Genomic DNA, 22,929 nt, shown 5'->3' with positions numbered 1-22,929 from the left:
TACTACATCGTCGCCCCGGCCGAGGCGTCCTCGAACCTCGCCCGCTACGACGGCGTCCGCTACGGCCTGCGCGTGCCCGGCAAGGACATCGCCGGGATGTACGAGAACACCCGCGCCGCCGGCTTCGGCCGCGAGGTCAAGGCGCTCGCGCGGACCGGGTTTTTCGTGTTTGGAGCGGAGCCAACGCTACGGATCCGTCGCGTGGTTGGCCTCCGTGCTGTGCCCTTGTCGGGCTGAGGCAAGGCGGTCGGGGTCGAAAAGGGCCCGTGGCCGCCATACCGCTCTCCGCATCGAACGCTGGGCACGCTGGGGTTGCGCGAAGACGCTTCCTGTAGCCGACCGGGTCGTGTCCCGTGGCGTATCGGCGTTCGGCCTTCGCGTCACAATCCCAGATGCAAATATTGATTTCATTCGAGAGAAATCTTCATTCCATGCTTGTTGTCCGGAGGTCGCATGTCATGGCCGGGAATGGCTCGGCTGCTTGCGGGACGCATCAAGATCGATTGCGCACAGTCGGGATTGCAGCTGATCTTTTTCCTTGAGGTTGACCCTGGAATATACCTGTTCTTGCATTGTTTCCCATTGTATATCGCGACATCGATTTTAAGACTTGACGGGTCATCGAAAAGCGATTGTATCGACCCGCGGGATCGCGACGTTGTGCTTGCGTTCTGGCCAGTTACGACCTGACAAGAAGGCGGCGTACACGACATGACTCGACCCGATGGTGATAAGAGCCGCTTCGTCGCGCTCGCATCCGAGATCGTCTCGGCCTATGTGAGCAACAACCACGTGCAGAGCGCGGATCTGCCGAAGCTCCTCAACGACATCCACGGCGCGATCCAGGGCGTCTGCGCCGGCGGCACAACCGCCGCGGCCCCCGATAAGCCGACCGCGCAGGCGATCCGGCGTTCCGTGACGCCCGATTTCCTGATCTCGTTCGAGGACGGCAAGCCCTACAAGACCCTGCGCCGCCACCTGACCCTGCGTGGCCTGACTCCAGAGGCCTATCGCGCCAAGTGGGGCCTCGAACCCGACTACCCGATGACCGCCCAGAGCTACTCCGAGCAGCGCTCGCAGCTCGCCCGCTCCCTCGGTCTCGGCCAGCAGCGGCGGAAATCCGCCGCGCCGCCGGCTCCCGAGCCGGAGCCTGCACCACAGCCCGCCAAGAAGCGCGGCGCACGCCGCAAGGAAGACGCCTGACCGGTCAAGGTGCGCAGGCTTGCGGCGACGGTGTCGTGGGCCTGCCGCAATCGGCTCCGATAGCGTAAGGCCGCACGGCGCGCCGCCGATCGGAGGGCGTGCCGACCTGCCGCCGGAGCCCTGCATGCTGACCCGCCTCGTCCTGCCCGCCCTCGTCGCAACCCTGCTGGCCGCCGGCCCCGCCGGAGCGCAGATGGCCCGCACGGAGGCCCCGGCTGCCCCGAAGGAGGGGACCGCCAAGACGGTCCCCCTGAGCCGGACCGACATCCAGCTCTCCTTCGCCCCGGTGGTGAAGCGGGCCGCGCCCTCGGTGGTCAACGTCTACGCCTCGCATGTCGAGAAGCGCTCCACCGCACGCGCCAGCGCCATGGAAGAATTCATGCGCCGCTTCTTCGGCGAGCCGGAGGGCGGACGCGGCCCCCGGGGCGACCGGGCGCAACGGTCGCTCGGCTCCGGCGTGCTGGTCGATGCCGACGGGCTCGTGATCACCAACAACCACGTCATCGACAACATGAACGAGGTGCGCATCGCGTTCTCCGACCGCCGGGAATTCGAGGCGACGATCGTGATGCGCGACACCCGCACCGACCTGGCGGTGCTCAAGCTCAAGGAGGCCCCGAAGGGCCTGGTGCCGATGCCGTTCGGCGATGCCGACGCCCTCGAGGTCGGCGACTTCGTGATGGCGATCGGCAACCCGTTCGGCGTCGGCCAGACCGTGACCCAGGGCATCGTCTCGGCCCTGGCGCGCACCCAGGTCGGCTCGGCGGACTATCAGTATTTCATCCAGACCGACGCGGCGATCAATCCGGGCAATTCCGGCGGTGCGCTCGTCGATCTGCGCGGCCAGCTGGTCGGCATCAACACGGCGATCTACTCGCAATCCGGCGGCAGCCACGGCATCGGCTTCGCGATTCCCGTGGGCATGGTCAAGGCGGTGGTCGACGCGGCCCGCGAGGGGGCGAGCGTGGTGCGCCGGCCCTGGCTCGGGGCGCGCATCCAGAACGTGACCCCCGACATCGCCGACAGCATGGGCCTCGACCATCCGACCGGCGTGCTGGTGGCGAGCCTGCAGCCCAAGAGCCCAGCGGACGAGGCCGGGCTGAAGCGCGGCGACCTGATCCTCACCGTGGACAACCAGGAGGTGGCCGACCCGGAGGCGTTCGGCTACCGCTTCGCGCTCAAGGGCGTCCAGGGCCAGACCCGGTTCGGGATCCTGCGCGGCACGAACCGCCAGACGGTGACGGTCAAGCTCGCCCCCGCCCCGGAGACGCGCCCGCGCGACGTGCTCAAGGTGAAGACCCGCTCGCCGTTCCAGGGGGCGACCCTGGTCAACACCTCGCCGGCGGTGGCCGAGGAGCTGCAGGTCGATTTTCCGGCCGAGGGCGTGGCCGTGCAGGCGGTGGACGAGAATTCCATCGCCGGCCGCCTCGGCTTGGCGAAGGCCGACATCATCGTGGCGGTCAACGGCGTGCCGGTGGCGACCACCAAGGACCTGGATCGGGTCACCCGCAACACCCTCAATTCCTGGGAGGTCGTCATCAACCGCAACGGCGAGATCATGACCTCGGTGTTCGGCGGCTGAGCCGGACGGCGCAACGGCACGTCCAGGGACGCGATCCGGGGGCATGCGGCTCTCAGCAAGGCGGCCCTGGCGCGTCGGCGAAGCGGATCGGCCTACGGAACGGGACGAGCCGTGGGCATCGGGAGAAACGAGATCAGCTCCCTGATCAATCGATGGTCGATGACCTGTTCCGCCGCATCCGCCCTGACCTTCGGGATGGCATCCTGTTCCGAAGGTCGCGCATGCGGCTTCGGCAGCAGCCTCTTCAAGGCGCTCCCCCAGTCCTTGCGACCGTTCTCAACGCGCTCGCCGCCGAGTTTCAAGTCGAATACCGATGAGAAGTGCTCCACGTCCTTGAACAAGTCCTCCTCAAGGGTGGGCACGGCAACGAAGAGCCGACAGGCCTCGTCACCCGACGTATCCCTCTGAAGATCCTGAAAAATATCCTGCTGCTCCAAAACCCTGTCGGGATCGGTCGTATCCGCGTCGACGACGATGGCGACGCGATTGTCGTCGTTTAGGGCAAGCGATGTTCCCAGCGACACGGCGGACGACTTGCCGCCTGCCTCCAGCACCCGAATGTCTTCTCGACCGGCTTCGTGGAGCAAGGCACGCAGAACGATCGCGTCGGCCGGCCCTTCCGTCACGATGTACGAGGTCATCACAGAACTCCCGCCCGCGGATCGAAGTCGGGCTTTCCGTGCTGCATCAGGACGCGATACTTCCGCCGTAGGGCATCCGCGAAATCCTGCCGTTCCAGCAGGAAGCCGATCTCCGGCCCCTGCCATAAGAGGATGGCATGCGGAGCCATATAGTGCGCCAGCGTGACGGCGGGATCGGTAAACCCGCTGCTGCTGAACACGCATCCGATGACGCCGGCCGGCCGACGCAGCAGTTGGTTTCTCAGCTTCGCCAACGGCTCGACATTCACGTTGGCCTGCTGATCCTTGGCCTCCACCATGCACGCGATACCATCGAGCAGCACCATCCCGTCGATCTGCTCCACGATCGCGCCGTGCAGGTTGACCGCATAAGGCCAGATGATCTCCGCGCCACTCAGTTGGAAGGCTCTGAGGATGAGATGTTCGAAAGCCTTCCCGCTGGACCACCCCGCGATCCGTCTTCTCGGCTGACCACCGACCTTGTCCCAGAGCGATGACAGCTCGGTCCATCCGCAGGCGCTGATTTTCGAAACATCGTCGCTTGCCGATCGCTTCCTGACGGATGGTTTGCGCCTCATCTTCAAAGCTCACCCGAGATCAGCATAAATCTCGGCCGATTCGGCTGGATCGAGCAAGCGCCTTGAGCTTCCTGATGCATCCTGGTCAGCGCGCGACGTGTGGTGATCTTGCGCGTTGGCCCGAATTTTCGCCGACCGATCGGGATGGGCAAGCTGAGCGCCACAGATCCTCAGGCCGATCCCTGGGGATATCCGGCACGCGCGTGAACCGAAAAATCTTGCCGCTGCGCATCGACCCGGTCTTCATGCGGCGATGTCCGATCTGTTCGCCTCCGCCGAGCCCCCTTCGGCCTCGGATTCCGGCCACGCCCCCGTCGCGGAGGCCGGTCGCCCGCTCGCGGACCGGCTACGCCCCCAAACCCTGGCTGAGGTCGTCGGCCAGGAGCACCTGACCGGGGAGGGCGGGGCGCTCACCCGCCTGCTGCGCGGAAAAAGCCTCGGCTCGCTGATCTTCTGGGGGCCGCCCGGCACCGGCAAGACCACGGTGGCGCGGCTCCTGGCCCAGGGCACCGACCTGCATTTCGAGCAGATCTCGGCGATCTTCTCGGGCGTGCCCGACCTGCGCAAGGTGTTCGAGGCCGCCCGCAAGCGCCGGGCGACCGGGCAGGCGACCCTGCTGTTCGTCGACGAGATCCACCGGTTCAACCGGGCGCAGCTCGACGCCTTCCTGCCGGTGATGGAGGACGGCACCGTCACGCTGGTGGGCGCCACCACGGAGAATCCGTCCTTCGAGCTCAACGCCGCCCTGCTGTCGCGGGCCCGGGTGCTGCTGTTCCGGGCGCTGGACCCGGGCGCGATCGCGCGGCTGCTGGTCCGAGCCGAGGCGCTGACCGGGCAGGCCCTGCCGCTCACCGAGGAGGCGCGAGGCGTGCTGGTCCGCATGGCCGACGGTGACGGCCGCGCGGCGCTGACGCTCGCCGAGGAGGTCTGGCGCTCGGCCGGCCCGGGGGAGACCCTCGACGCCGAGGCGTTGCAGGAGATCGTGCAACGGCGGGCGCCGATCTACGACAAGGCCCAGGAGGGCCATTACAACCTGATCTCGGCCCTGCATAAGACCGTGCGCGGCTCGGATCCGGACGCGGCGCTCTACTATCTGTGCCGGATGCTCGATGCCGGCGAGGACCGGCTGTTCATCGCCCGCCGGCTGGTCCGGATGGCGGTGGAGGATATCGGGCTCGCCGACCCGCAGGCCCTGGTGGTGGCCAACGCCGCCAAGGACGCGTTCGACTTCCTCGGCAGCCCCGAGGGCGAGCTCGCTCTGGCGCAGGCCGCGATCTACCTGGCCTGCGCGCCGAAATCGAACGCGGTCTACACCGCCTACAAGGCCGCGACGCGGCTCGCCAAGGAGGCCGGCTCGCTGGCGCCGCCGCGCACCATCCTCAACGCGCCGACCAAGCTGATGAAGCGGATCGGCTACGGCGAGGGCTACCGCTACGACCACGACGAGCCCGACGCCTTCTCGGGCCAGGATTACTGGCCCGACGCCATCGGGCGCCAGCACCTCTACGCGCCCACGGAGCGCGGCTACGAGACCCGCCTGGCCGAGCGCCTCGCCCGCTGGGAGGCCCTGCGCAAGGAGCGGCGCGGGGAGGGGTAGGGCGGCCCGTCATGGGTTTCCAAAGGGCTCAGCCCTTTGGCGGGTGATCAGGGCAGCGCCCTGATGCGGTCGCGTCGACCTCACAGGTCCAGCGGCGCGTTGTCGATCACCTCCTTCATCACGAAGAAGGTGCGGGTCTGGCGCACCCCCGGCAGGCCGATCAGCGTGGCGCTGTGGAGGCGGTTGAAGTCGGCCATGTCGGAGACGCGGATCTTCAGGATGTAGTCGAAGTCGCCGGCCACGAGGTGGCAGTCGAGCAGCACGGGGATCGCTCGGACCGCGGCCTCGAACTCCGAAAAGCTCTCCGGCGTCGAGCGGTCGAGCACGACGCCGACGAAGACCAGGGTGCCCCGGCCGACCCGGGCCGGATCGACCAGCGCCCGGACCGCCCGCACGAAGCCGTCCGTGAACAGCCGCTGGATCCGGCGATGGCAGGTCGCCGCGCTGGTGCCCGAGCGTTCGGCGATCTCGGCATTGGCCATGCGCCCGTCCGCCTGCAGCAGGCGCAGGATTTTGAGGTCGATCCGGTCGAGCCCTGCGGACATGGCAGTTTCTTTCATCTTTTTGGGATTTTCCGGACGAATTCTCGTCACTCACCGCGATCAATGCAAGCAAGCGGCCATCGGTAGGCTAAGATCGAGAGCACCTTTCAGGCGATCCGGGTTAGTTTTCTGCCGTAACCCGAAGGCGGCCGCGCCGGATGGAAAACAATCCCGGCGGCCGGAAGACCCGGAGAGACCCGATGCTGCAAGACTTCGAGCGCTACCCCCTGACCTTCGGCCCGACGCCGATCGAGCCGCTCAAGCGGCTCTCGGCCCATCTGGGGGGCGAAGTCGAGATCTACGCCAAGCGCGAGGATTGCAATTCGGGCCTGGCCTATGGCGGCAACAAGCTGCGCAAGCTCGAATACATCGTGCCGGACGCGATCAAGAGCGGCGCCGACACCCTGGTCTCGATCGGCGGCGTGCAGTCGAACCACACCCGCATGGTCGCGGCGGTGGCGGCCAAGATCGGCATGAAGTGCCGGCTGATCCAGGAAGCCTGGGTGCCGCACGAGGATGCCGTCTACGACCGGGTCGGCAACATCCTCCTGTCGCGGATCATGGGTGCGCAGACGCAGCTCGTGGATGACGGATTCGACATCGGCATCCGCGACAGCTGGAAGCGTGCGCTCGCCGAGGTCGAGGCCGAGGGCGGCAAGCCCTACGCGATCCCGGCCGGCGCCTCGGTGCACAAGTACGGTGGGCTCGGCTATGTCGGCTTCGCCGAGGAGGTGCGCCGGCAGGAGGCCGAGATGGGCCTGCGCTTCGACTACGTGGTGGTCTGCACCGTCACCGGCTCGACCCATGCCGGCATGCTGGTCGGCTTCTCCGCCGACGGGCGCGCCCGCAACGTCATCGGCATCGACGCCTCCTGCACCCCGGCCCAGACCAAGGCCCAGGTCCTCGACATCGCCCAGAACACCGCCGCCCTGGTCGGCGCAGGCGACATCGTCGCCGACGACGTCGTGCTCAACGAGGATTATGCCTACCCGGTCTATGGCGTGCCCTCGAAGGAGACCGTGGAGGCGATCCGGCTCTCGGCCCGGCTCGAGGGGATGATCACCGACCCGGTCTACGAGGGCAAATCCATGCAGGGCATGATCGACCTCGTGAAGAAGGGTTTCTTCCCGAAGGGCGCGAAGGTGCTCTACGCCCATCTCGGCGGCGCGCCGGCGCTGAACGGCTACAGCTACACGTTCCGCAACGGCTGAGGCCGGTCAGCCGCCGAACCGCCTCTCCCATCAACCCCCTCATCCTGAGGCGCCCGGCGATCGAAGATCGCCGGGCCTCGAAGGAGCCCTCCAGAACGCGTGTGGCTCGCTGGAGGGCTCCTTCGAGGGCTCCGCTCCGCTGCGCCACCTTAGAGGCTGAGAGTCTGTCGATCGGTCACCCTTCGACATCCTCATGAGCCGAATACCCGGGCGGCCCCGGACGGGCCGGCGACGAAGGACACGGCGCGGGTCCCCTCTCCCGTGCGGGAGAGGGACAGGGTGAGGGGTGCGACCTCTCCGGACAGACCTGATCCCTCACCCCAACCCTCTCCCGCACGGGAGAGGGGGCGTGTCGCGCTCCGTCATCGACCTCGACCGCAAATCTTCGGGGAACGTCCCGCCTCGGCTCGCAAGCCAGGCTCCTGTGCCGGGATGGACCTTCCGAGGAGCGCCGCAGCGTCTGTCGCGAGCGGAGAACCGAAAGACCCACACCCTCTCAGAATGAGGCTATCGTCGGGAGCCGCGACTCTGGCGTGCGGCCCCCTATATGGCAGCGCCGGACCCGGATCGAAGAGAGCCTGGATGATCGCACCGGCACGCGCGCTGTTCCTCGGGCTTCTCGTCGCCCTCGGGGGCCCCGGGGCGCGGGCCGCCTCGGGACCGGCCGTGGAGGCCGAGAACGGCATGGTGGTGTCGTCCCAGCGCCTGGCCTCGCAGGTGGGCGCCGACATCCTGAAGGCGGGCGGCAACGCCATCGATGCCGCGGTGGCGGTGGCCTATGCCGAGGCGGTGGTGAACCCGTGCTGCGGCAATCTCGGCGGCGGCGGCTTCCTGGTCCTGCACCGGGCCGATGGGACGAGCCGCTTCATCAATTTCCGCGAGAAAGCCCCCGGGGCGGCCAGCCGCGACATGTATCTCGACGCCGCCGGCAATGTCGTGAAGGGCGCGAGCCTGCGCGGCTGGAAGGCGGCGGGCGTGCCCGGCACCGTGCTCGGCCTGAACACCGCGCTCGCGGAATACGGAACCCTGCCGCTGGCCCGGGTGATGGCTCCGGCGGTCGCGCTCGCCCGGGACGGCTTCCTGCTCACCCGGGGCGACACCGACATCCTGGATTTCGGCGTCAAGCTGTTCGCCGGGCAGGCCAACGTCGCGCGGGTGTTCCTGCGCCCGGACGGCAGTTCCTGGCGGCCCGGCGACCGGATGGTCCAGGCCGGCCTCGCCCGCACCCTCCAGGCCATCGCCGAGGGCGGCTCGGACGCGTTCTATAAGGGCGAGATTCCCCGCCAGGTCGAGGCGGCGTCCCGGGCCGGGGGCGGGCTGCTGACGGCGTCCGACTTCGCCGCCTACACGGTGACCGAATCCGAGCCGCTGACCTGCCGCTACCGGGGCGCCACCATCCTGTCGGCGCCCCCGCCCTCGTCCGGCGGCACGACTTTGTGCGAGATCCTCACCATCCTCGACGGTTACGACCTGCGGGCGGCGGGGTTCAATTCCGCCCGGACCGTGCACCTGATGGTCGAGGCGATGCGGCGCGCCTATGCCGATCGCAACATCCTGCTGGGCGACCCGGATTTCGGTCCCAACCCGGTGGCGCAGCTGCTGTCGCGGGCCTACGCGGAACAACTCCGGGCCACGATCCGGCCGGACCGGGCGACCCCGTCGGCGGAGATCCGCCCGGCCCCCGAAAGCCTCCCGCAGGAGAAGCCCGAGACCACCCACATCTCGGTGATGGACAAGGCCGGCAATGCGGTCTCGCTCACCTACACGATCAACGGCTATTTCGGCGCCGGGGTGATGGCGGGGGAGACCGGGTTCTTCCTCAATGACGAGATGGACGATTTTACCGTCAAGCCCGGGGTGCCGAACCTGTTCGGCCTCGTCCAGGGCACCCGGAACGCGATCGCGCCGGGCAAGCGGCCGCTCTCGTCGATGGCGCCGACCATCGTGCTGCGCGACGGCAAGGTTGCCCTGGTGGCGGGCTCGCCGGGGGGCTCGCGGATCATCACGATCAACGCCCAGACGCTCATCAACGCGCTGGATTTCGGCATGGAGCCGCAGGAGGCGGTGGATGCCCCGCGCATCCATCACCAGTGGCTGCCCGATACGGTCTATGCCGAGCCCTTCGCGCTCTCGGCGGACACGCAAGCGATCCTGCGGGGCATGGGCCACACGATCGTCGAGCAGAAACCCTGGGGCGCGCAGGAGCTGATCGCAATCCGCGCCGCCGTGCCGGATGCCGCCGACGCGCCCTCCTCGGGCAACGACGCGACGCGCACCGAGCGGATGCGTCCGGGCCTGCTCTACGGCGCCAACGACAACCGCCGTCCGGCCGGTGCAGCCATCGGCGAGTAAGGGGTTCCCAAAGGGCAAGCCCTTTGGCGGGGTTCAGGGGCGGAGCCCCTGAGACACCAGGATTTCAGCCCCGTTCGGCGGCTTCCCGGGCGACTTCGCGGAAGCCGATGTCCCGGCGGCAGAAGCCCTCCGGCCAGTCGATCCGGGCCACCGCCGCGTAGGCGCGGTCCTGGGCGTCGGTGACGCTGTCGCCCAGCGCCGTGACCGCCAGCACCCGGCCGCCCTCGGCCAGGAGCTGCCCGCCCTCGGCCCGGGTCCCGGCCTGGAACACGAACACGCCCTCACCCTCGGCCGCCTCGACGCCCCGGATCACCGAGCCCCGCACCACGGCGCCCGGATAGCCGGCCGCCGCCATCACCACGGTGAGGGCGGCCCGGTGGGTGTCGAATTCGAGGGTGATCCCGGAGAGGTCGCCCTCGCTGGCCGAGAGCAAAGCCGGCACGAGGTCGGAGGCGAGGCGCGGCATCAGCACCTGCGCCTCGGGATCGCCGAAGCGGGTGTTGTACTCGATCAGCTTGGGGCCGTCCGCGGTGAGCATCAGGCCGGCGTAGAGAATGCCCGTGAACGGGCAGCCGCGCGCCCGCATCCCGGCAAGCGTCGGCATGATGATCTCGGCCATGACCCGGGCCTCGATCTCCGGGGTCACCACCCGGGCCGGGGAATAGGCGCCCATGCCGCCGGTGTTGGGGCCGCGGTCGCCGTCGAAGACCCGCTTGTGGTCCTGCGCGGTGCCGAGCGGGATGGCGCGGGTGCCGTCGCACAACGCGAAGAAACTCGCCTCCTCGCCGAAGAGACACTCCTCGACCACCACCTCGGCGCCGGGCTCTTCGAAGAGCGACGCCAGGGCATCTTCGGCTTGGTCCAGAGTCTCGGCGACGGTGACGCCCTTGCCGGCGGCGAGCCCGTCGGCCTTCACGACGATCGGGGCGCCCTGCCGGCGGACATAGGCGAGGGCCGGCTCCAGGGCGGTGAAGCGCGCGAAGGCGGCGGTGGGGATGCCGCAGGCGGCGCAGAGATCCTTGGTGAAGCCCTTGGAGCCCTCGAGCCGGGCCGCGTCGCGGGTCGGCCCGAAGGTGCGGATCCCGGCGATCTTCAGGTCGTCGACCAGCCCGGCGACCAGCGGCGCCTCGGGGCCGACCACCACGAGGCCGATGGACTCGGCGGCGCAGAAGGCCGCCACCGCGGCATGGTCGGTGATCGTGAGGTCCGGCAGGTTGGTGCCGTGCCGGGCGGTGCCGGGATTGCCCGGCGCCGTGAACAGGCGGGTACAGAGCGGGCTCTTGGCCAGGCGCCAGGCCAGCGCGTGCTCGCGTCCCCCCGAGCCGATCAGCAGAATGTTCATGCGCGCGCCACCATGGGCCCAGCTTCTGGGCCAAGCGTGCGGACGGGAAAAGGTTTTTTTCGGGCTGTCCCCGCTATGCCCGGACCCGTGACTGTCAGCAGCCGATGCACACGCTGGTGTTGAGCCCGCCCCGCGGCGTCCGCGCGATCCCGTGCCGGCCGACCCGGCGCCCGCCATAGGCGCCGTAATACGGCCCGTAGGGCTGGTACTGGACGTTGCGCTGGAACTGCTGGTTCAGCGTGTTGTAGTCGGAGACCCGCTGCTGGTTGAGGGTGCGGATCTGGCTCTGCAGGGCGAACGAGGAATTGGCCGCGTTCGGGTCGTTCGGCTGCACCTGCGCCCAGGCGGCGCCCGCCGGGAGGGCGAGCGCCAGGGCGAGGAACGCGCGGGCGAGGGCGCGCATCTGTCTCTCCGTGATCAAGTCCGAATACTGTCCATCACATCGACGCATCGAGGCTTGATCAAGTTCCAAGCGGTATGGTGACGCGCTCGCTGACGCCGAACCGGCATCCACTTCGTCGGCGAACGCTTCGGCCGCGTCAACCCGGCACGACCGGCGCCTTGGTCTGGCTCAGGGCGTCGATCTGCCTGGGATCGAGCCCGGTATGGGCCTGCACCAGGGGATGCGGGGTCAGCGCCAGCCACTGGTTGAGCGAGATGTCGGCGTAGCGCGGGCTCTTGAACATCTCCAGGAAGGTCAGCGTCGTGTCGCCGGTATTCTCGATGTAGTGGCCCATGGCGTAGGGCACGTAGCCGACGTCGCCGGCCTGGTAGTCGAAGGTGCGGGCCTTCGATTCCGAGCCGAACACCGTCATCCGGCCCTTGCCCGAGAGGTAGTACTGCCACTCGTCGCCGTTGGGGTGCCAGTGCAGCTCGCGCATCCCCCCGGGCTCGACCTCGACCAGTGCCGCCGCGATCGTCGCCGAGGCCGGGAACACCGTGGAATCGGTGATCCGCACGCGCCCACTCTTGGTGCGGATCGGCTCCTGCGCCAGCATCCGGTGGCTGAAGGTCTTTGGGATCTGGCCGGCGCCGCCCATGAGGTCGGCCGCGAGCGGGCCGGGCGTCGGCCCGGGGAAGATGTAGAGCTCCTTCTCGGGGATCTTGGCCAGCGCGCCCTCGGGCACCCCGAGATTCTTGGCCAGGATGTCCCGCGGCGTGTGCGCCAGCCAGTCGGTCAGCAGGAAGGTCGAATCCTCCGAGAAGCCGCCGTCGTCGAACACCAGCAGGAACTCGCAGCCGTCGATGCCGTCGGCGGAAAGCCCCTGGATCGAGTGCGGGATGCCGCCCGGGAAGTACCAGAGGTCGCCCTCGCCGACATCGTCCGCGAAGGTGCGCCCGTCCTGGTCGACCGCGGTGATCCGGGCCTTGCCCTTGATCATGTAGGACCACTCGGCTTCCTTGTGCCAGTGCATCTCGCGGACGACGCCGGCCTTGAGCCGCATGTTGACCCCGGCCATGGCCTTGGAGATCGGCAGCTCGCGCACCGTGGTCTGGCGCGCCCAGCCGCCTTCCTCGAGCCGCATGTGGCTGTCGCTGAACGACCATTTCAGGTTCGGCATCGTGCCGTGGTCGGTGGCCGGCGGCGCCTGGGTGAACGGCTCCTCGGCGGCCCGGGGATCGTTGGTCGGGCCCAGGATGTCGGCGCCCTTCGAGCCGCGCTGGGGCAGGGGGGCGGCTAGAGGGGCGGCGGTCTGCGCCAGGGCGGGGGACGCCATCATCGCGCCGCCGGCCGCGGCGATCATGGAACGCCTGGAAATCTCGGTCATCGCGTCTCGGTCTGTTGAGCGCGCGCCGTCGAAGCGGAGCGTGTTCCGGCGTCGGCGCGCGCATGGGAACAGGGGCCGGAATCCAGTCCCGTCGCGGGGGTAACCGGCCGGGTTACCGGAGGATCCAGCACATGATCGTGCGCTGCGGCATCTCGCCCGGACCCCGGGCGTGGTCTATGAATTGAATACATGATCGGATGCGTCTCGGCCGGCCACAGGGTGGGTCGCCGGCGTGACGCAGGACGCGCAGCGCGACCCGAGGACCAGGATGGCGGACCGGGACAGTTCAGCGGCGGGCGAGGCCGGCGGCCCCGCACGAAGCGGCCGCCTGTGGGTCGGCCTGCTGGCGCTGGCGGGCCTCGGCCTCCTCGGCTACCGCCACTGGCCGGACCCGTCCCGGGCGGCGAGCCCGCCGTCTCAGGCGGCCGCCAAGAAACCGCAGACCGTGCGGGTCGCCAAGGCCCAGCGGGCCTCCGACACCCTCAGCCTGACCCAGACCGGCACCACCCAGGCCTTCGACACGGCGAGCCTCTATCCCCGGGCCACCGGCTACATCGTCGAGCGCAAGGTCGATATCGGCACGCATGTGAAGAAGGGCGACCTGCTGTTCCGGATCAGCGCCCCGGACCTCGACCAGCAGCTCGTCCAGGCACAGTCGCAGATCCTGCAATTGCAGGCGGCGCTGATCCAGGCCCGCGCCATGGTCGATCAGGCCGAGGCCAACCGCCACCTGGCGGACGTGACCAACCGCCGGACCTCGACGCTGGCCGGCAGCGGCGCCGAGACCCGGCAGAACGCCGACACCTCGCAGGCTGGGGTGCTGGCCCAGACCGCCAACGTCGACGCCGTGAAGGCGGCCGTGAAGGTCGCGGAGGCCAACATCGCCGCCCAGGAGGCGCAGGTCGCCCGGCTCAAGGTCCTGACCGGGTTCGAGCAGATCCGCGCGCCCTTCGACGGGGTCGTGACCACCCGCAACAACGATGTCGGCGACGCGGTCACGGCGGACACCAATACCGGCCTGCCGCTGCTGACCCTGGCCCGGGACGACGTGCTGCGCATGGCCGTGAACGTGCCGCTCTACGCGGCCGACGGTGTCCGCGACGGCCTGGAGGCCAAGGCCGAGGTGGCCCAGCTCCCTGGAAAGGTCTTTCCCGGCCGGGTCTCGCGCTCGTCGTCCACGCTGCTCTACGCCTCGCGCACCCTGGTGACGCAGGTCGACATCCCCAACCCGGACGGCGCCCTGCAGGCCGGCCTCTACATCACCCTGACGCTGGCGATCCCGCGGGTCTCCCCCGCCGTGTCGGTGCCGAACGATGCCCTGATCTTCGACCAGGCCGGGACCCGGGTGGCGGTGGTGGAGGCGGGCCAGGACGGCAGCCAGGTGGTGCGGATGCGCCCGGTCACGATCTTCCGCCAGACCGGGACCGTGCTGGAGCTGCGCACGGGCCTCGACGGCGGCGAGCAGGTCGTAGTCGGGCCGCCGGCCTCCCTGCGCGACGGCGACCCGGTCGCCCTGCGGCCGGAGGGCAAGGCCGGGACGTGAGAGGCCGGGCCATGAGAGGCGGCCGTCATGAGGCCGGCGCCCGGGTCTCCGGCAGCGTGAGCTGGACGAGGATCGCCTCCAACGCCGCCCGGCTCCGCTTCAGGCTGTCGATCCGGTCATCGACGCGCCCGATCTGGCGGCGCACCGTCATCCGCAATGCGTCGCATGGCTCGAACGCTCCGCGCGCCTCCAGCGCGCAGGGGAGGAAGTCGCGGATGACCGGCAGCGTCATGCCGGCGGCCCGAAGCAGGGTGATCCGGATGACGGCCTCCTCCTCGTCCGGACCGTAATCCCGGTAGCCGGAGGCCGTCCGGCTCGGCGTCAGGAGGCCGTGCGCCTCGTAGAAGCGCAGCATGCGGATGCTGACGCCCGACTTTCGTGACAGCTCGCCGATCCGCATCGCCCTTGACCCTGACAGCGCTGTCACGGTCTATGGCCAGGGCTCGCCGACGTGAAGCACGCGGGAGCAAGCCCATGCACGAGCCCCCCCAATTCCACACGCTGATCGACGATCGGATCGCGGAGGCGTCCGACCTGGCCCCGCTCGCATGCGCGGGCTTTGCCCATTTCACCGCCCTGCAGGTGCGTGACGGCCGGGTCCGGGGCTTCGACCTGCATCTGGACCGCCTGCGATCGGCGTCCCTGGCCCTGTTCGGCCGTGCGATGCCGGATGAGTCTGTGCGGCAGTCGATTCGCGGTGCCGTCGCGCATGGGCCGGCGGCGATGTCGCTGACGGCCACCCTGTTCTCGCGCCGCGGCGAGTTCACGCCCGTCAGCGACCCTTCCGATCCGAGTATCCTGGTCCGGACGGGGCCGCCCTCGGACGGACCCGCCGGGCCCCTGCGGCTGGCCGCGGTCGCGCACGAGCGCTGGCGTCCCGGGATCAAGCATGTCGGCGAATCCGCAAAAACCTACTTCCTCCGCGAGGCCGTGACGCAGGGCTACGACGACGCGCTGTTCGTCGACCGCACGGGCCGGATCAGCGAGGCGACGATCTGGAACCTGGCCTTTTGGGACGGCGAGGCCGTGATCTGGCCGGAGGCGGACCTGCTGCCCGGCATCACGATGGGCATCCTGCGACGGCAGCTCTCCGGGCTGGGGATCGTCCAGCGTAGCGCCCCGGTTCGGGTGGATGCTCTGGGATCCCTGACCGGTTGCGTCGTGATGAACTCCTGGACGCCCGCTGTCGCGGTGAGCGCGATCGGCGCGGCGACGTTCCCGCAATCCGATACGCTCGTCGCAACGCTGCATCGTGCCTATCGGTCAGAGGCCCTGCTTCCGATCTGAGCCTGCGATCCGAGCCTGGCAGCCATGGTGCACTGCACAGCTTGGGGCCAGCTACAGCGAAGATAAGCCGCGCGACTCGGGGGTTCCGCGCGCGTATTCCGCCCGGTGCCCCCGAAGATCAATCATCATCATCCGGATCACGAGAGCGGATTCTAGAACCATGGCAGTCAAAATTCTGGGCTTGCTGACTGCAATACTGGGCTTATCCCTGATCGGCTTCGGATACAAGCTTGCGGCGGTCGGCGGATCGTCGTTCTACGCGGTGATCGGTCTCGGCCTGCTCGCCGCCGGGATCCAGCTCGCCCGGCGGCGCCAGAGCGGCTTCTGGCTCTACGCCCTCACCCTCGCGGCCGCCTTCGCCTGGACGATCCAGGAGGTCGGGTTCGACAAGTGGCAGTGGATCCCGCGCGGCGCGCTGATCCTGTTCCTCGGCCTGCTTCTGTCCCTGCCGTTCGTGCCCGGAGGCCTGCGGAACGCGCCGAAAAGCCCCTGGGCGCCGGGCCTGCGGAACGGGCCGCTGGCGCTGCGCGCCGTCGTGGCGCTCCTGGCGATCCTGGGCGTCGCGGCGTGGTTCGTCGATCTGGTGGAGACGAAGGGCAGCCTGCCGAAGGTCGCGCAGGCCGGGAACGCGGCGGTCGATCCGAGTGGCGTCGCCTATCCGGCGGACGACTGGGTCGCGTATGGCGGCACCAATCTCGGCCAGCGCTACTCGGCGCTGAAGGACATCGACACCGGCAACGTCCGCGGCCTCAAGGTGGCCTGGGAGCACCATACCGGCGACCTGCGCGAGGGCGATGCCAAGGATTCGAAGGAATACACCTTCGAGGCGACGCCCATTAAGGTGAACGGGCTGCTGTATGTCTGTACCCCGCACAGCATCGTCCAGGCGCTGGAGCCCGAGACCGGCAAGCTGGCCTGGTCCTTCGACCCCAAGATGCAGCGGGACGCCCAGTACCAGCACCAGACCTGCCGCGGCGTGTCCTACAACGACTCGACCGGCTTCGTGCCACCGGCCGAGACCGATCCGGCTACCGCCCAGGCGGTCGCGGCGGCCATCGCCGAATGCCCGCGCCGGATCATCGCGGCCTCGGTGGACGCCAAGCTCTACGCCCTGAACGCCGATACCGGCACGCCCTGCAAGAGCTTCGGCACCGACGGCGCGGTCGATCTGAAGGCGCAGATGCCCGGCCTGCAGCGGGCGACCTACCAGGAGACCTCGGCGCCGCTGGTGACCCGGGACCTCGTGATCCTCGGCAGCGCCATCGCCGACAATTACTACGAGACCAACCCGTCGGGGGCGATCCGCGCCTACGACGTGCGCACCGGCGCGATCGTGTGGAAGTTCGACGCCGGCAAGCCCGATGACACCGCGCCGCTCAAGGCGGGTGAACTCTACGAGCCGAACTCGGCGGTGGCCTGGACCCAGCTCGCGGCCGACGAAGGCTTGGGCCAGGTCTACGTGCCGTTCGGCAACCGGTCCCCCGACCAGGTCGGCGTGTCGCGCTCCAAGGACGACGAGGCCTTCATCGACGCCCTGGCGGCCCTCGACCTGAAGACCGGCCGGCTGATCTGGAAGTTCCAGACCGCGTCGCACGACCTCTGGGACCGGGACAACCCGTCCCAGCCGGTGCTGCTGACCCTGCCGCACAAGGGCGCCGCGGTGCCGGCGATCCTGATCCCGACCAAGATCGGCAACGTCTGGGTCCTGGATCGCCGCACGGGCGAGCCGATCGTGCCGGTGGAGCCGGTGAAGGTCTCCACCGAGACCGACATCCCGGGCGAGACGCTCTCGCCGACCCAGCCGATGTCGGCGCTCCGCTTCACCCCGGCGCCGCTGACCGAGGCCGCCATGTGGGGCACGACGCCGTTCGACCAGATCCAGTGCCGGATCACGTTCCGGTCGAACCGCTACGACGGCAACCCGTTCACGCCGCCGCAGGCCTCGGGGGGCTCGATCGTGTGGCCGGGCAATATCGGGGTGTTCAACTGGGGCTCCGTGGCCGTCGATCCGGTCAACCACTGGATGATCGCGACGCCGCAATACCTGCCCTACATCTACCAGCTGTACCGGCGCCCCACGGGCGAGCCGAACAAGCGCCTGTTCTCGACCGACCCGGACTCGAAGCCCGGCAACGAGAATCTCGGCGGCCCCTACGCGGTGTCGATCGCCCATATGCGCTCGGCGCTCGGCGTGCCCTGCAACGCGCCGCCCTGGGGCGTGCGGGTCGGGGTGAACCTCGCGGACGGCACCACCGTGTGGAAGCACCGCAACGGCACCGTGGCCGGGCAGAAGGTCGCCGGCGTGACCTTCCCGATCCCGTTCGAGATGGGCATGCTGGCCCATGGCGGCACCCTGACCACGGCCGGCGGCGTCGCCTTCGCGGGGGCAGCCCTGGACGACCTCATCCGCGGCTACGACATGCAGACCGGCGAGACCCTCTGGACCATGAAGCTGCCCGCGGGCGGCCAGGCGACGCCGATGACCTACCGGGGCAAGGACGGCAAGCAATACGTGGTGATCGCCGCCGGCGGCCACGGCTCGCTGGGCACCACGCCCGGCGACTCGGTCATCGCCTACCGGCTCGACTGAGCGGAGATTCCAAAGGGCTCAGCCCTTTGGCGGGGTATCGGGGCGGAGCCCCGATGATGCAGGGCGCCGCCCTGCACCCGCACACGGTCACAGACCTTGTGAATCCAGGAGTTTCGCCCGCGCATCCGTGCGGGCGAGGCGGGCCAGCAGGTACTCGATCTCGGCCTTGGCCTGCGGGGTGAGCGCCTGGGACGGCTTGCGCTGGGCGTCGGAGGCAAAGATCCCCCGGCGCTGGAACACGTATTTGCGCACCGCGAGCCCCAGCGGGCCCTGCTGCTGCTCGTAGCGCAGATAGGGCAGGTGGGCGTCGAACAGGTCGTGGGCGGCGTCGCGCTCGCCGGCCCGGCCGAGGCGGACCACGTCGACCAGCATCTCCGGGAAGGCGTAGCCGGTATTGGCCCCGTCGGCGCCACGCTCGGTCTCGAAATCCAGGAACAGGCCGCCGTTGCCGACCAGGATGCTGATGTGGCGCATCGAGCCGTCGGCCTCCAAGCCGCGTAGGATCGAGATCTTCTCCAGCCCCGGCCAGTCCTCGTGCTTGAGCATCACGCAGGAGGGGTTCTCGGACACGATCCGGCGGATCACGCCCGGGGTCATCTGGACCGAGAAGGTGAGGGGGTAATCCTGCAGGACGAAGGGCACGTCCGGCCCGATCGCCTCGACGGCGTTGCGGTAATAGCCGACCACCTGATCGTCGGTGCGCAGGGTGTTCGGCGGCGCGATCATCACGCCGGCCGCACCCATCGCCATCACCTCGCGGGCCAGCGCCCGCATGGCCGCGAAGCCCGGCGCCGTGACGCCCACGATCACCGGCAGCCGGGTGCGCCCGAGGACCTGCTTCGCGACGGCGAGCCCTTCTTCATGGTCGAGCTTGCCGGCCTCGCCGAGCTGGCCGAGGATGGTCAAGCCATCGACCCCCGAAGCTCCAAAAAAATCGGTCATCCGGTCGAGGGAGACCGCGTCGATCCGGCCGTCCGGGTGGAACGGCGTCGGGGCGATCGGCACGACGCCGCGGAGATCGCTGGTGAGGGGCATGCCGGTCCTGTCCTCCGTCGCGCGGCAAGGGGGCAGCCGAGGGGGCGGCCGCGCGGGCGGGGATCATAGGGCATCCATCCGAAAGGTGGTCGCCGGCTTTGCCAAAAAGATCCGCCCCTGTCAGGGGCGGGCTTCGACCGGCCGGCCGACCGGCTGTTCCGGGCGGGGGCGGGCGGCCCGGCCGGGGCGCCCGGCGAGCGCTACCGAGCCCTGCTGCAGGGCGATGAAGGCGAAGAGCAGCAGGCCGGTGGCGATCTTGGTCCACCAGCTCGACAGGGTGCCGTCGAAGGTGATGGCCGTCTGGATCAGGCCGCCGATCATGACGCCGAGGAACGTGCCCAGGATGCCGCCCTGGCCGCCGGTGAGCAGCGTGCCGCCGATCACCACCGCCGCGATGGCGTCGAGCTCGACGCCGACCGCCGAGAGCGGCGTGCCCGAGGCGGTGTCGAGGGAGAACACGATCCCGGCGAGCGCCGCGAGCAGGCTCGACAGCGCGTAGATCGCGATGGTGTTGCGCCCGACCCGCACGCCCATCAGCCCGGTGGTGTGGCGGCTGCCGCCCAGCGCATAGACGGTGGCGCCGAAGCGCGTGGCGTGGAGCAGCACCCCGCCCACCAGGAACACGGCGAGCATCACGCAGGCCGTCAGGGTCAGCCGCCCGCCGCCGGGCAGGCTCACCGACAGGTCGGCGACCGCGCTGTAGAGCGGCGCATTGATCGGGACCGATTCGGTAGAGAGCAGGAAGCCGGCGCCCCGGGCCAGGAACATGCCGGCCAGGGTCACGATGAAGGGCGGCATCTCGAAGACGTGGATCAGCGCGCCCATCGCGGCGCCGAACAGGGCGGCGGCCCCGAGCACGATCCCGAAGGCGGCCAGCGGCGGGATCCCCCAGCGGTCGATGGCGAGCGCCAGGAACACCGTGGTGAAGCCGACCACCGAGCCGACCGAGAGGTCGATGCCGCCCGAGATGATCACGAAGGTCGTGCCGACCGCGACGATGCCCAGGAAGGCGTTGTCGGTGAGCAGGTTGCCGACGACCCGGGTGGTCAGGAAGGCGGGGAACTGGGTGGCGCAGAGGACGTAGCCGACCGCGAACAGGAGCGCGGCGACCAGGACCGGGAGGTTGCGGCTCATCACGGCTTCCGCAGCAGCAGGGTGAGGCCCGACAGGCGGGGCGACTGGACGAGGAGCACCGCCAGCACCACCGCGGCCTTGACCACGAGGTTCAGTTCCGGCGGCAGGCCGGAGAGCAGGATGCCGGTGTTCATCGCCTGGATGATGAAGGCCCCGAGCACCGCCAGCCACAGGCTGAACCGCCCGCCGAGGAGCGAAGAGCCGGCCACCACCACGGCCAGGATCGCGTCGAGCTCCAGCCACAGCCCGGCATTGTTGGCATCCGCCCCCAGGATGTCGGCCGCCGCGACCACGCCGGCGAGCGCCGCGCAGAGGCCGCTCCAGGCATAGACCGCCACCGTCACCGACCGGGTGTCGATGCCGGCGAGCGCGCTGGCGCGGGCATTGCCGCCGGTCGCCTCGATCATCAGGCCGAGCGCCGAGCCACGCACCAGGGCCAGCGTCAGGAGCAGCATGGCGAGGACCAGCACCACCGGCATCGGCACCCCCAGCAGCGCGCCGCCGCCCAGGAAGGCCAGCTCGGAGGACGCGAAGGTGACGATGCGCCCCTCGGTGATCAGCTGGGCGATGCCCCGGCCGGCGACCATCAGGATCAGGGTGGCGACGATCGGCTGGATCCGCAGGCTCGCCACCAGAAACCCGTTCCACAGCCCGCAGGCGAGCCCGGTGCCGAGGGCGGCGGCGAGGACCACCGGCAGGGGGTAGCTGTCCGCCAGGCTCGCCGCGACGGCGCCCGCGATGGCCATCACGGCGCCCACCGACAGGTCGATGCCGCCGGTGGCGACCACCAGCACCATGCCGAGCGACAGCAGCGCCACCGGCGCGCCGCGGTTGAACACGTCGACGAGGCTGCCGAACAGGCGCCCGTCCTGGAGATGCACCGCGAGGAATTGCGGCGAGGCGAGCCGGTCGGCCAGGAGCACGGCCGCGAAGGCGAGGAGCTGGGGCGCTCCGGAGCGAAGGACGCGCATCAGGCAGGTTCCGGGACCGGTGCGGACGCCGCCTCGGCGGCGATCGCCCGGAGGATGGCGGTGAGGTCGATCGCGCTGCCGGCGAGCTCGGCCACCTGGGCGCGGTCGCGCATCACGATCACCCGGTCGGAATAGGTCACGATCTCCTCGAGCTCCGAGGAGATCACCAAGAGGGCGAGGCCCTCGTCGCAGAGCCGGCGGATCAGCCGGATGATCTCCGCATGGGCCCCGACATCGATGCCGCGGGTCGGCTCGTCGAGGATCAGCAGGCGCGGCTCAGTGGCGAGCCAGCGCGCCAGCAGGGCCTTCTGCTGGTTGCCCCCGGACAGGAGCCCGATCGGCCGCTCCGGATCGGGCGGGCGGATGTCGAGCATCGTGATGAAGTCGCGGGCGATCTTGTCCTGGGCCGCCCGGCCGAGGGGCCGGAACGGGCCGCGCCGAGCCTGCAGGGCCAGCACGATGTTCTCCCGCACCGTCAGGTCGGCGACGATACCCTCGGTCTTGCGCTCCTCCGGGCAGTAGCCGAACCGGTGGCGCAGGGCGTCCCGGGGGCCGGTGATCCGGACCGGCTTGCCGTCGAGCAGGATGCGGCCGCGATCGGCCCGCTCGGCGCCGAACAGCAGGCGGGCGGTCTCGGTCCGCCCGGAGCCGAGGAGGCCCGCGAGGCCGACCACCTCGCCGCTTCCCACGGCTAGGTCGACGGGCTGGAGGTAGCCGGCCTTGCCGAGCCCTTCCGCCTGCAGGACCGGCGTCCCGGATTCTTTCTGTGACGCCCGGTCCGCCGGCTCCGCCCGCGCCTCGGTCTCGGCGAGGTCGTGGCCCAGCATCGTGTGCACGAGCTCGATGCGCGGGAAACGCGCGGTCTCGCGCTCGGTCACCAGCCGGCCGTTGCGCAGGACCGTGATCCGGTCGGTGATCGCGTAGACCTGCTCCAGGAAGTGGGTCACGAAGACGATGCCGATCCCCCGCTCGGCGAGGCGGCGCATCACGCCGAACAGCACCGTGACCTCATGGGTGTCGAGGCTCGCGGTCGGCTCGTCGAGGATCAGCGCCCGGGCCGAGAGATCCACCGCCCGGGCGATCGCCACGAGGTGCTGCACCGCCACCGGGTAGCGGCCGAGCGGCGCGCCGACATCGATCGACAGGCCGAAATCGGCCAGGAGTTCGGCCGAACGCTTTCGCATCTCCCGGGTGCGCACGAGTCCGAACCGGGTCGGCTCGCGGCCGAGGAACAGGTTCTGGGCCACGGTGAGGTTCGGCAGCAGGCCGACCTCCTGGTAGACCGTGGCGATGCCGGCCCGCGCCGCGGCTTCAGCCGAGCGCGGGGCGATCGGCGCGCCGTCGAGCCAGACCTCGCCGGCATCGCGCCGGACGACGCCGGTCAGGGTCTTGATGAAGGTCGACTTGCCGGCGCCGTTCTCGCCGAGGAGGGCGTGGATCTCTCCCCGGCGCAAGGTGAAGTCGACCCCTGCGAGGGCCTGGTGCCCGGCGAAGCTCTTGGAGAGCCCGCGGACGCTGAGCAGGACGGAATCGGACACGATGCGATCGCAGT

General features: G+C 69.7%; 19 protein-coding genes and 1 pseudogene. 9 read left to right on the top strand and 11 right to left on the bottom strand.

Annotated features, from left to right (window positions below; all coding sequences use genetic code 11):
- The 3 genes and pseudogenes from MKK67_RS32750 to MKK67_RS02390 all read left to right on the top strand — a co-directional run.
- A pseudogene (locus MKK67_RS32750) lies at positions 1–177 on the top strand (Asp-tRNA(Asn)/Glu-tRNA(Gln) amidotransferase subunit GatA); the annotation flags it as partial.
- 534 nt (positions 178–711) lie between these two features.
- Positions 712–1,203: a MucR family transcriptional regulator gene (locus tag MKK67_RS02395; RefSeq protein ID WP_243961993.1), complete on the top strand. Its 492-nt coding sequence runs from the start codon at positions 712–714 to the stop codon at positions 1,201–1,203.
- A 124-nt stretch (positions 1,204–1,327) separates the two neighbouring features.
- On the top strand, positions 1,328–2,785 hold the full coding sequence (locus tag MKK67_RS02390) for a Do family serine endopeptidase (RefSeq protein WP_243961991.1): 1,458 nt from the start codon (positions 1,328–1,330) through the stop codon (positions 2,783–2,785).
- 92 nt (positions 2,786–2,877) lie between these two features.
- Here the strand turns inward: MKK67_RS02390 and MKK67_RS02385 are convergent, their stop codons facing one another.
- Positions 2,878–3,426: a hypothetical protein gene (locus tag MKK67_RS02385; RefSeq protein ID WP_243961983.1), complete on the bottom strand. Its 549-nt coding sequence runs from the start codon at positions 3,424–3,426 to the stop codon at positions 2,878–2,880.
- Positions 3,426–4,004 carry a restriction endonuclease gene (locus MKK67_RS02380; RefSeq protein WP_243961981.1) on the bottom strand — a complete coding sequence of 193 codons (579 nt, stop codon included), beginning with the start codon at positions 4,002–4,004 and terminating at the stop codon, positions 3,426–3,428. Before MKK67_RS02380 ends, MKK67_RS02385 begins: the two co-directional genes overlap by 1 nt.
- A gap of 253 nt (positions 4,005–4,257) precedes the next feature.
- On the opposite strand from MKK67_RS02380, the gene MKK67_RS02375 reads away from it, so the two are divergent.
- Positions 4,258–5,601, top strand: coding sequence for a replication-associated recombination protein A (locus MKK67_RS02375; protein ID WP_243961979.1), 1,344 nt, complete (start codon positions 4,258–4,260; stop codon positions 5,599–5,601).
- A gap of 80 nt (positions 5,602–5,681) precedes the next feature.
- On the opposite strand, the gene MKK67_RS02370 is transcribed toward MKK67_RS02375, so the two are convergent.
- The gene (locus tag MKK67_RS02370) at positions 5,682–6,146 is read right to left on the bottom strand and encodes an Lrp/AsnC family transcriptional regulator (protein ID WP_147941449.1); all 465 of its coding nucleotides are present in this window, start codon (positions 6,144–6,146) and stop codon (positions 5,682–5,684) included.
- A gap of 197 nt (positions 6,147–6,343) precedes the next feature.
- Here MKK67_RS02370 and MKK67_RS02365 point away from each other — a divergent pair, with 197 nt between their 5' ends.
- On the top strand, positions 6,344–7,354 hold the full coding sequence (locus MKK67_RS02365; RefSeq protein ID WP_243961977.1) for a 1-aminocyclopropane-1-carboxylate deaminase: 1,011 nt from the start codon (positions 6,344–6,346) through the stop codon (positions 7,352–7,354).
- A 582-nt stretch (positions 7,355–7,936) separates the two neighbouring features.
- A complete protein-coding gene (ggt, locus tag MKK67_RS02360) occupies positions 7,937–9,706 on the top strand; it encodes a gamma-glutamyltransferase (protein WP_243961967.1) in 1,770 nt (589 codons plus the stop codon).
- Positions 9,707–9,770: 64 nt separating this feature from the next.
- Here the strand turns inward: ggt and purD are convergent, their stop codons facing one another.
- The 3 genes from purD to MKK67_RS02345 all read right to left on the bottom strand — a co-directional run bounded on the left by purD (position 9,771) and on the right by MKK67_RS02345 (position 12,817).
- Complete coding sequence (gene purD / locus MKK67_RS02355) at positions 9,771–11,048, bottom strand: phosphoribosylamine--glycine ligase (RefSeq protein ID WP_243961965.1); 1,278 nt, start codon at positions 11,046–11,048, stop codon at positions 9,771–9,773.
- A 94-nt stretch (positions 11,049–11,142) separates the two neighbouring features.
- On the bottom strand, positions 11,143–11,451 hold the full coding sequence (locus tag MKK67_RS02350; protein WP_243961958.1) for a hypothetical protein: 309 nt from the start codon (positions 11,449–11,451) through the stop codon (positions 11,143–11,145).
- A 136-nt stretch (positions 11,452–11,587) separates the two neighbouring features.
- Positions 11,588–12,817, bottom strand: a complete 1,230-nt coding sequence (locus tag MKK67_RS02345; protein WP_243961954.1) for an oxalate decarboxylase family bicupin — start codon at positions 12,815–12,817, stop codon at positions 11,588–11,590.
- 268 nt (positions 12,818–13,085) lie between these two features.
- Here MKK67_RS02345 and MKK67_RS02340 point away from each other — a divergent pair, with 268 nt between their 5' ends.
- Positions 13,086–14,360, top strand: a complete 1,275-nt coding sequence (locus tag MKK67_RS02340) for an efflux RND transporter periplasmic adaptor subunit (RefSeq protein ID WP_243961952.1) — start codon at positions 13,086–13,088, stop codon at positions 14,358–14,360.
- 25 nt (positions 14,361–14,385) lie between these two features.
- Here the strand turns inward: MKK67_RS02340 and MKK67_RS02335 are convergent, their stop codons facing one another.
- The gene (locus MKK67_RS02335; RefSeq protein WP_243961950.1) at positions 14,386–14,760 is read right to left on the bottom strand and encodes a MerR family transcriptional regulator; all 375 of its coding nucleotides are present in this window, start codon (positions 14,758–14,760) and stop codon (positions 14,386–14,388) included.
- Positions 14,761–14,765: 5 nt separating this feature from the next.
- Between MKK67_RS02335 and MKK67_RS02330 the strand changes: the two genes are divergently transcribed.
- Together MKK67_RS02330 and MKK67_RS02325 are read left to right on the top strand one after the other, a co-directional pair.
- Entirely contained in the window at positions 14,766–15,647 is an 882-nt protein-coding gene (locus MKK67_RS02330; RefSeq protein WP_243961942.1) for an aminotransferase class IV family protein, read from the top strand.
- Positions 15,648–15,807: 160 nt separating this feature from the next.
- Complete coding sequence (locus tag MKK67_RS02325; protein ID WP_243961933.1) at positions 15,808–18,237, top strand: membrane-bound PQQ-dependent dehydrogenase, glucose/quinate/shikimate family; 2,430 nt, start codon at positions 15,808–15,810, stop codon at positions 18,235–18,237.
- A gap of 87 nt (positions 18,238–18,324) precedes the next feature.
- Here the strand turns inward: MKK67_RS02325 and MKK67_RS02320 are convergent, their stop codons facing one another.
- The 4 genes from MKK67_RS02320 to MKK67_RS02305 all read right to left on the bottom strand — a co-directional run bounded on the left by MKK67_RS02320 (position 18,325) and on the right by MKK67_RS02305 (position 22,915).
- On the bottom strand, positions 18,325–19,272 hold the full coding sequence (locus MKK67_RS02320) for a dihydrodipicolinate synthase family protein (RefSeq protein WP_243961928.1): 948 nt from the start codon (positions 19,270–19,272) through the stop codon (positions 18,325–18,327).
- Between the two features lie 120 nt (positions 19,273–19,392).
- Complete coding sequence (gene yjfF / locus MKK67_RS02315; protein WP_243961925.1) at positions 19,393–20,406, bottom strand: galactofuranose ABC transporter, permease protein YjfF; 1,014 nt, start codon at positions 20,404–20,406, stop codon at positions 19,393–19,395.
- Complete coding sequence (locus MKK67_RS02310) at positions 20,406–21,377, bottom strand: ABC transporter permease (RefSeq protein ID WP_243961924.1); 972 nt, start codon at positions 21,375–21,377, stop codon at positions 20,406–20,408. Before MKK67_RS02310 ends, yjfF begins: the two co-directional genes overlap by 1 nt.
- Entirely contained in the window at positions 21,377–22,915 is a 1,539-nt protein-coding gene (locus MKK67_RS02305; RefSeq protein WP_243961915.1) for a sugar ABC transporter ATP-binding protein, read from the bottom strand. The genes MKK67_RS02310 and MKK67_RS02305 overlap by 1 nt, the downstream gene beginning before the upstream one ends.
- Positions 22,916–22,929: the final 14 nt, after the last annotated feature.

Source organism: Methylobacterium sp. J-072 (assembly GCF_022829425.1).
In the GTDB taxonomy this organism is placed as follows: Bacteria; Pseudomonadota; Alphaproteobacteria; order Rhizobiales; family Beijerinckiaceae; genus Methylobacterium.
The sequence above is the reverse complement of the archived record's forward strand: the minus strand, read 5'-3'. Positions and strand labels throughout refer to the sequence as shown.

Coding starts and splice junctions, on each gene's coding strand:
- MKK67_RS02395 (WP_243961993.1), top strand. CDS start 712: ATGACTCGACCCGATGGTGATAAGAGCCGCTTCGTCGCGCTCGCATCC.
- MKK67_RS02390 (WP_243961991.1), top strand. CDS start 1,328: ATGCTGACCCGCCTCGTCCTGCCCGCCCTCGTCGCAACCCTGCTGGCC.
- MKK67_RS02385 (WP_243961983.1), bottom strand. CDS start 3,426: ATGACCTCGTACATCGTGACGGAAGGGCCGGCCGACGCGATCGTTCTG.
- MKK67_RS02380 (WP_243961981.1), bottom strand. CDS start 4,004: ATGAGGCGCAAACCATCCGTCAGGAAGCGATCGGCAAGCGACGATGTT.
- MKK67_RS02375 (WP_243961979.1), top strand. CDS start 4,258: ATGTCCGATCTGTTCGCCTCCGCCGAGCCCCCTTCGGCCTCGGATTCC.
- MKK67_RS02370 (WP_147941449.1), bottom strand. CDS start 6,146: ATGTCCGCAGGGCTCGACCGGATCGACCTCAAAATCCTGCGCCTGCTG.
- MKK67_RS02365 (WP_243961977.1), top strand. CDS start 6,344: ATGCTGCAAGACTTCGAGCGCTACCCCCTGACCTTCGGCCCGACGCCG.
- ggt (WP_243961967.1), top strand. CDS start 7,937: ATGATCGCACCGGCACGCGCGCTGTTCCTCGGGCTTCTCGTCGCCCTC.
- purD (WP_243961965.1), bottom strand. CDS start 11,048: ATGAACATTCTGCTGATCGGCTCGGGGGGACGCGAGCACGCGCTGGCC.
- MKK67_RS02350 (WP_243961958.1), bottom strand. CDS start 11,451: ATGCGCGCCCTCGCCCGCGCGTTCCTCGCCCTGGCGCTCGCCCTCCCG.
- MKK67_RS02345 (WP_243961954.1), bottom strand. CDS start 12,817: ATGACCGAGATTTCCAGGCGTTCCATGATCGCCGCGGCCGGCGGCGCG.
- MKK67_RS02340 (WP_243961952.1), top strand. CDS start 13,086: ATGGCGGACCGGGACAGTTCAGCGGCGGGCGAGGCCGGCGGCCCCGCA.
- MKK67_RS02335 (WP_243961950.1), bottom strand. CDS start 14,760: ATGCGGATCGGCGAGCTGTCACGAAAGTCGGGCGTCAGCATCCGCATG.
- MKK67_RS02325 (WP_243961933.1), top strand. CDS start 15,808: ATGGCAGTCAAAATTCTGGGCTTGCTGACTGCAATACTGGGCTTATCC.
- MKK67_RS02320 (WP_243961928.1), bottom strand. CDS start 19,272: ATGCCCCTCACCAGCGATCTCCGCGGCGTCGTGCCGATCGCCCCGACG.
- yjfF (WP_243961925.1), bottom strand. CDS start 20,406: ATGAGCCGCAACCTCCCGGTCCTGGTCGCCGCGCTCCTGTTCGCGGTC.
- MKK67_RS02310 (WP_243961924.1), bottom strand. CDS start 21,377: ATGCGCGTCCTTCGCTCCGGAGCGCCCCAGCTCCTCGCCTTCGCGGCC.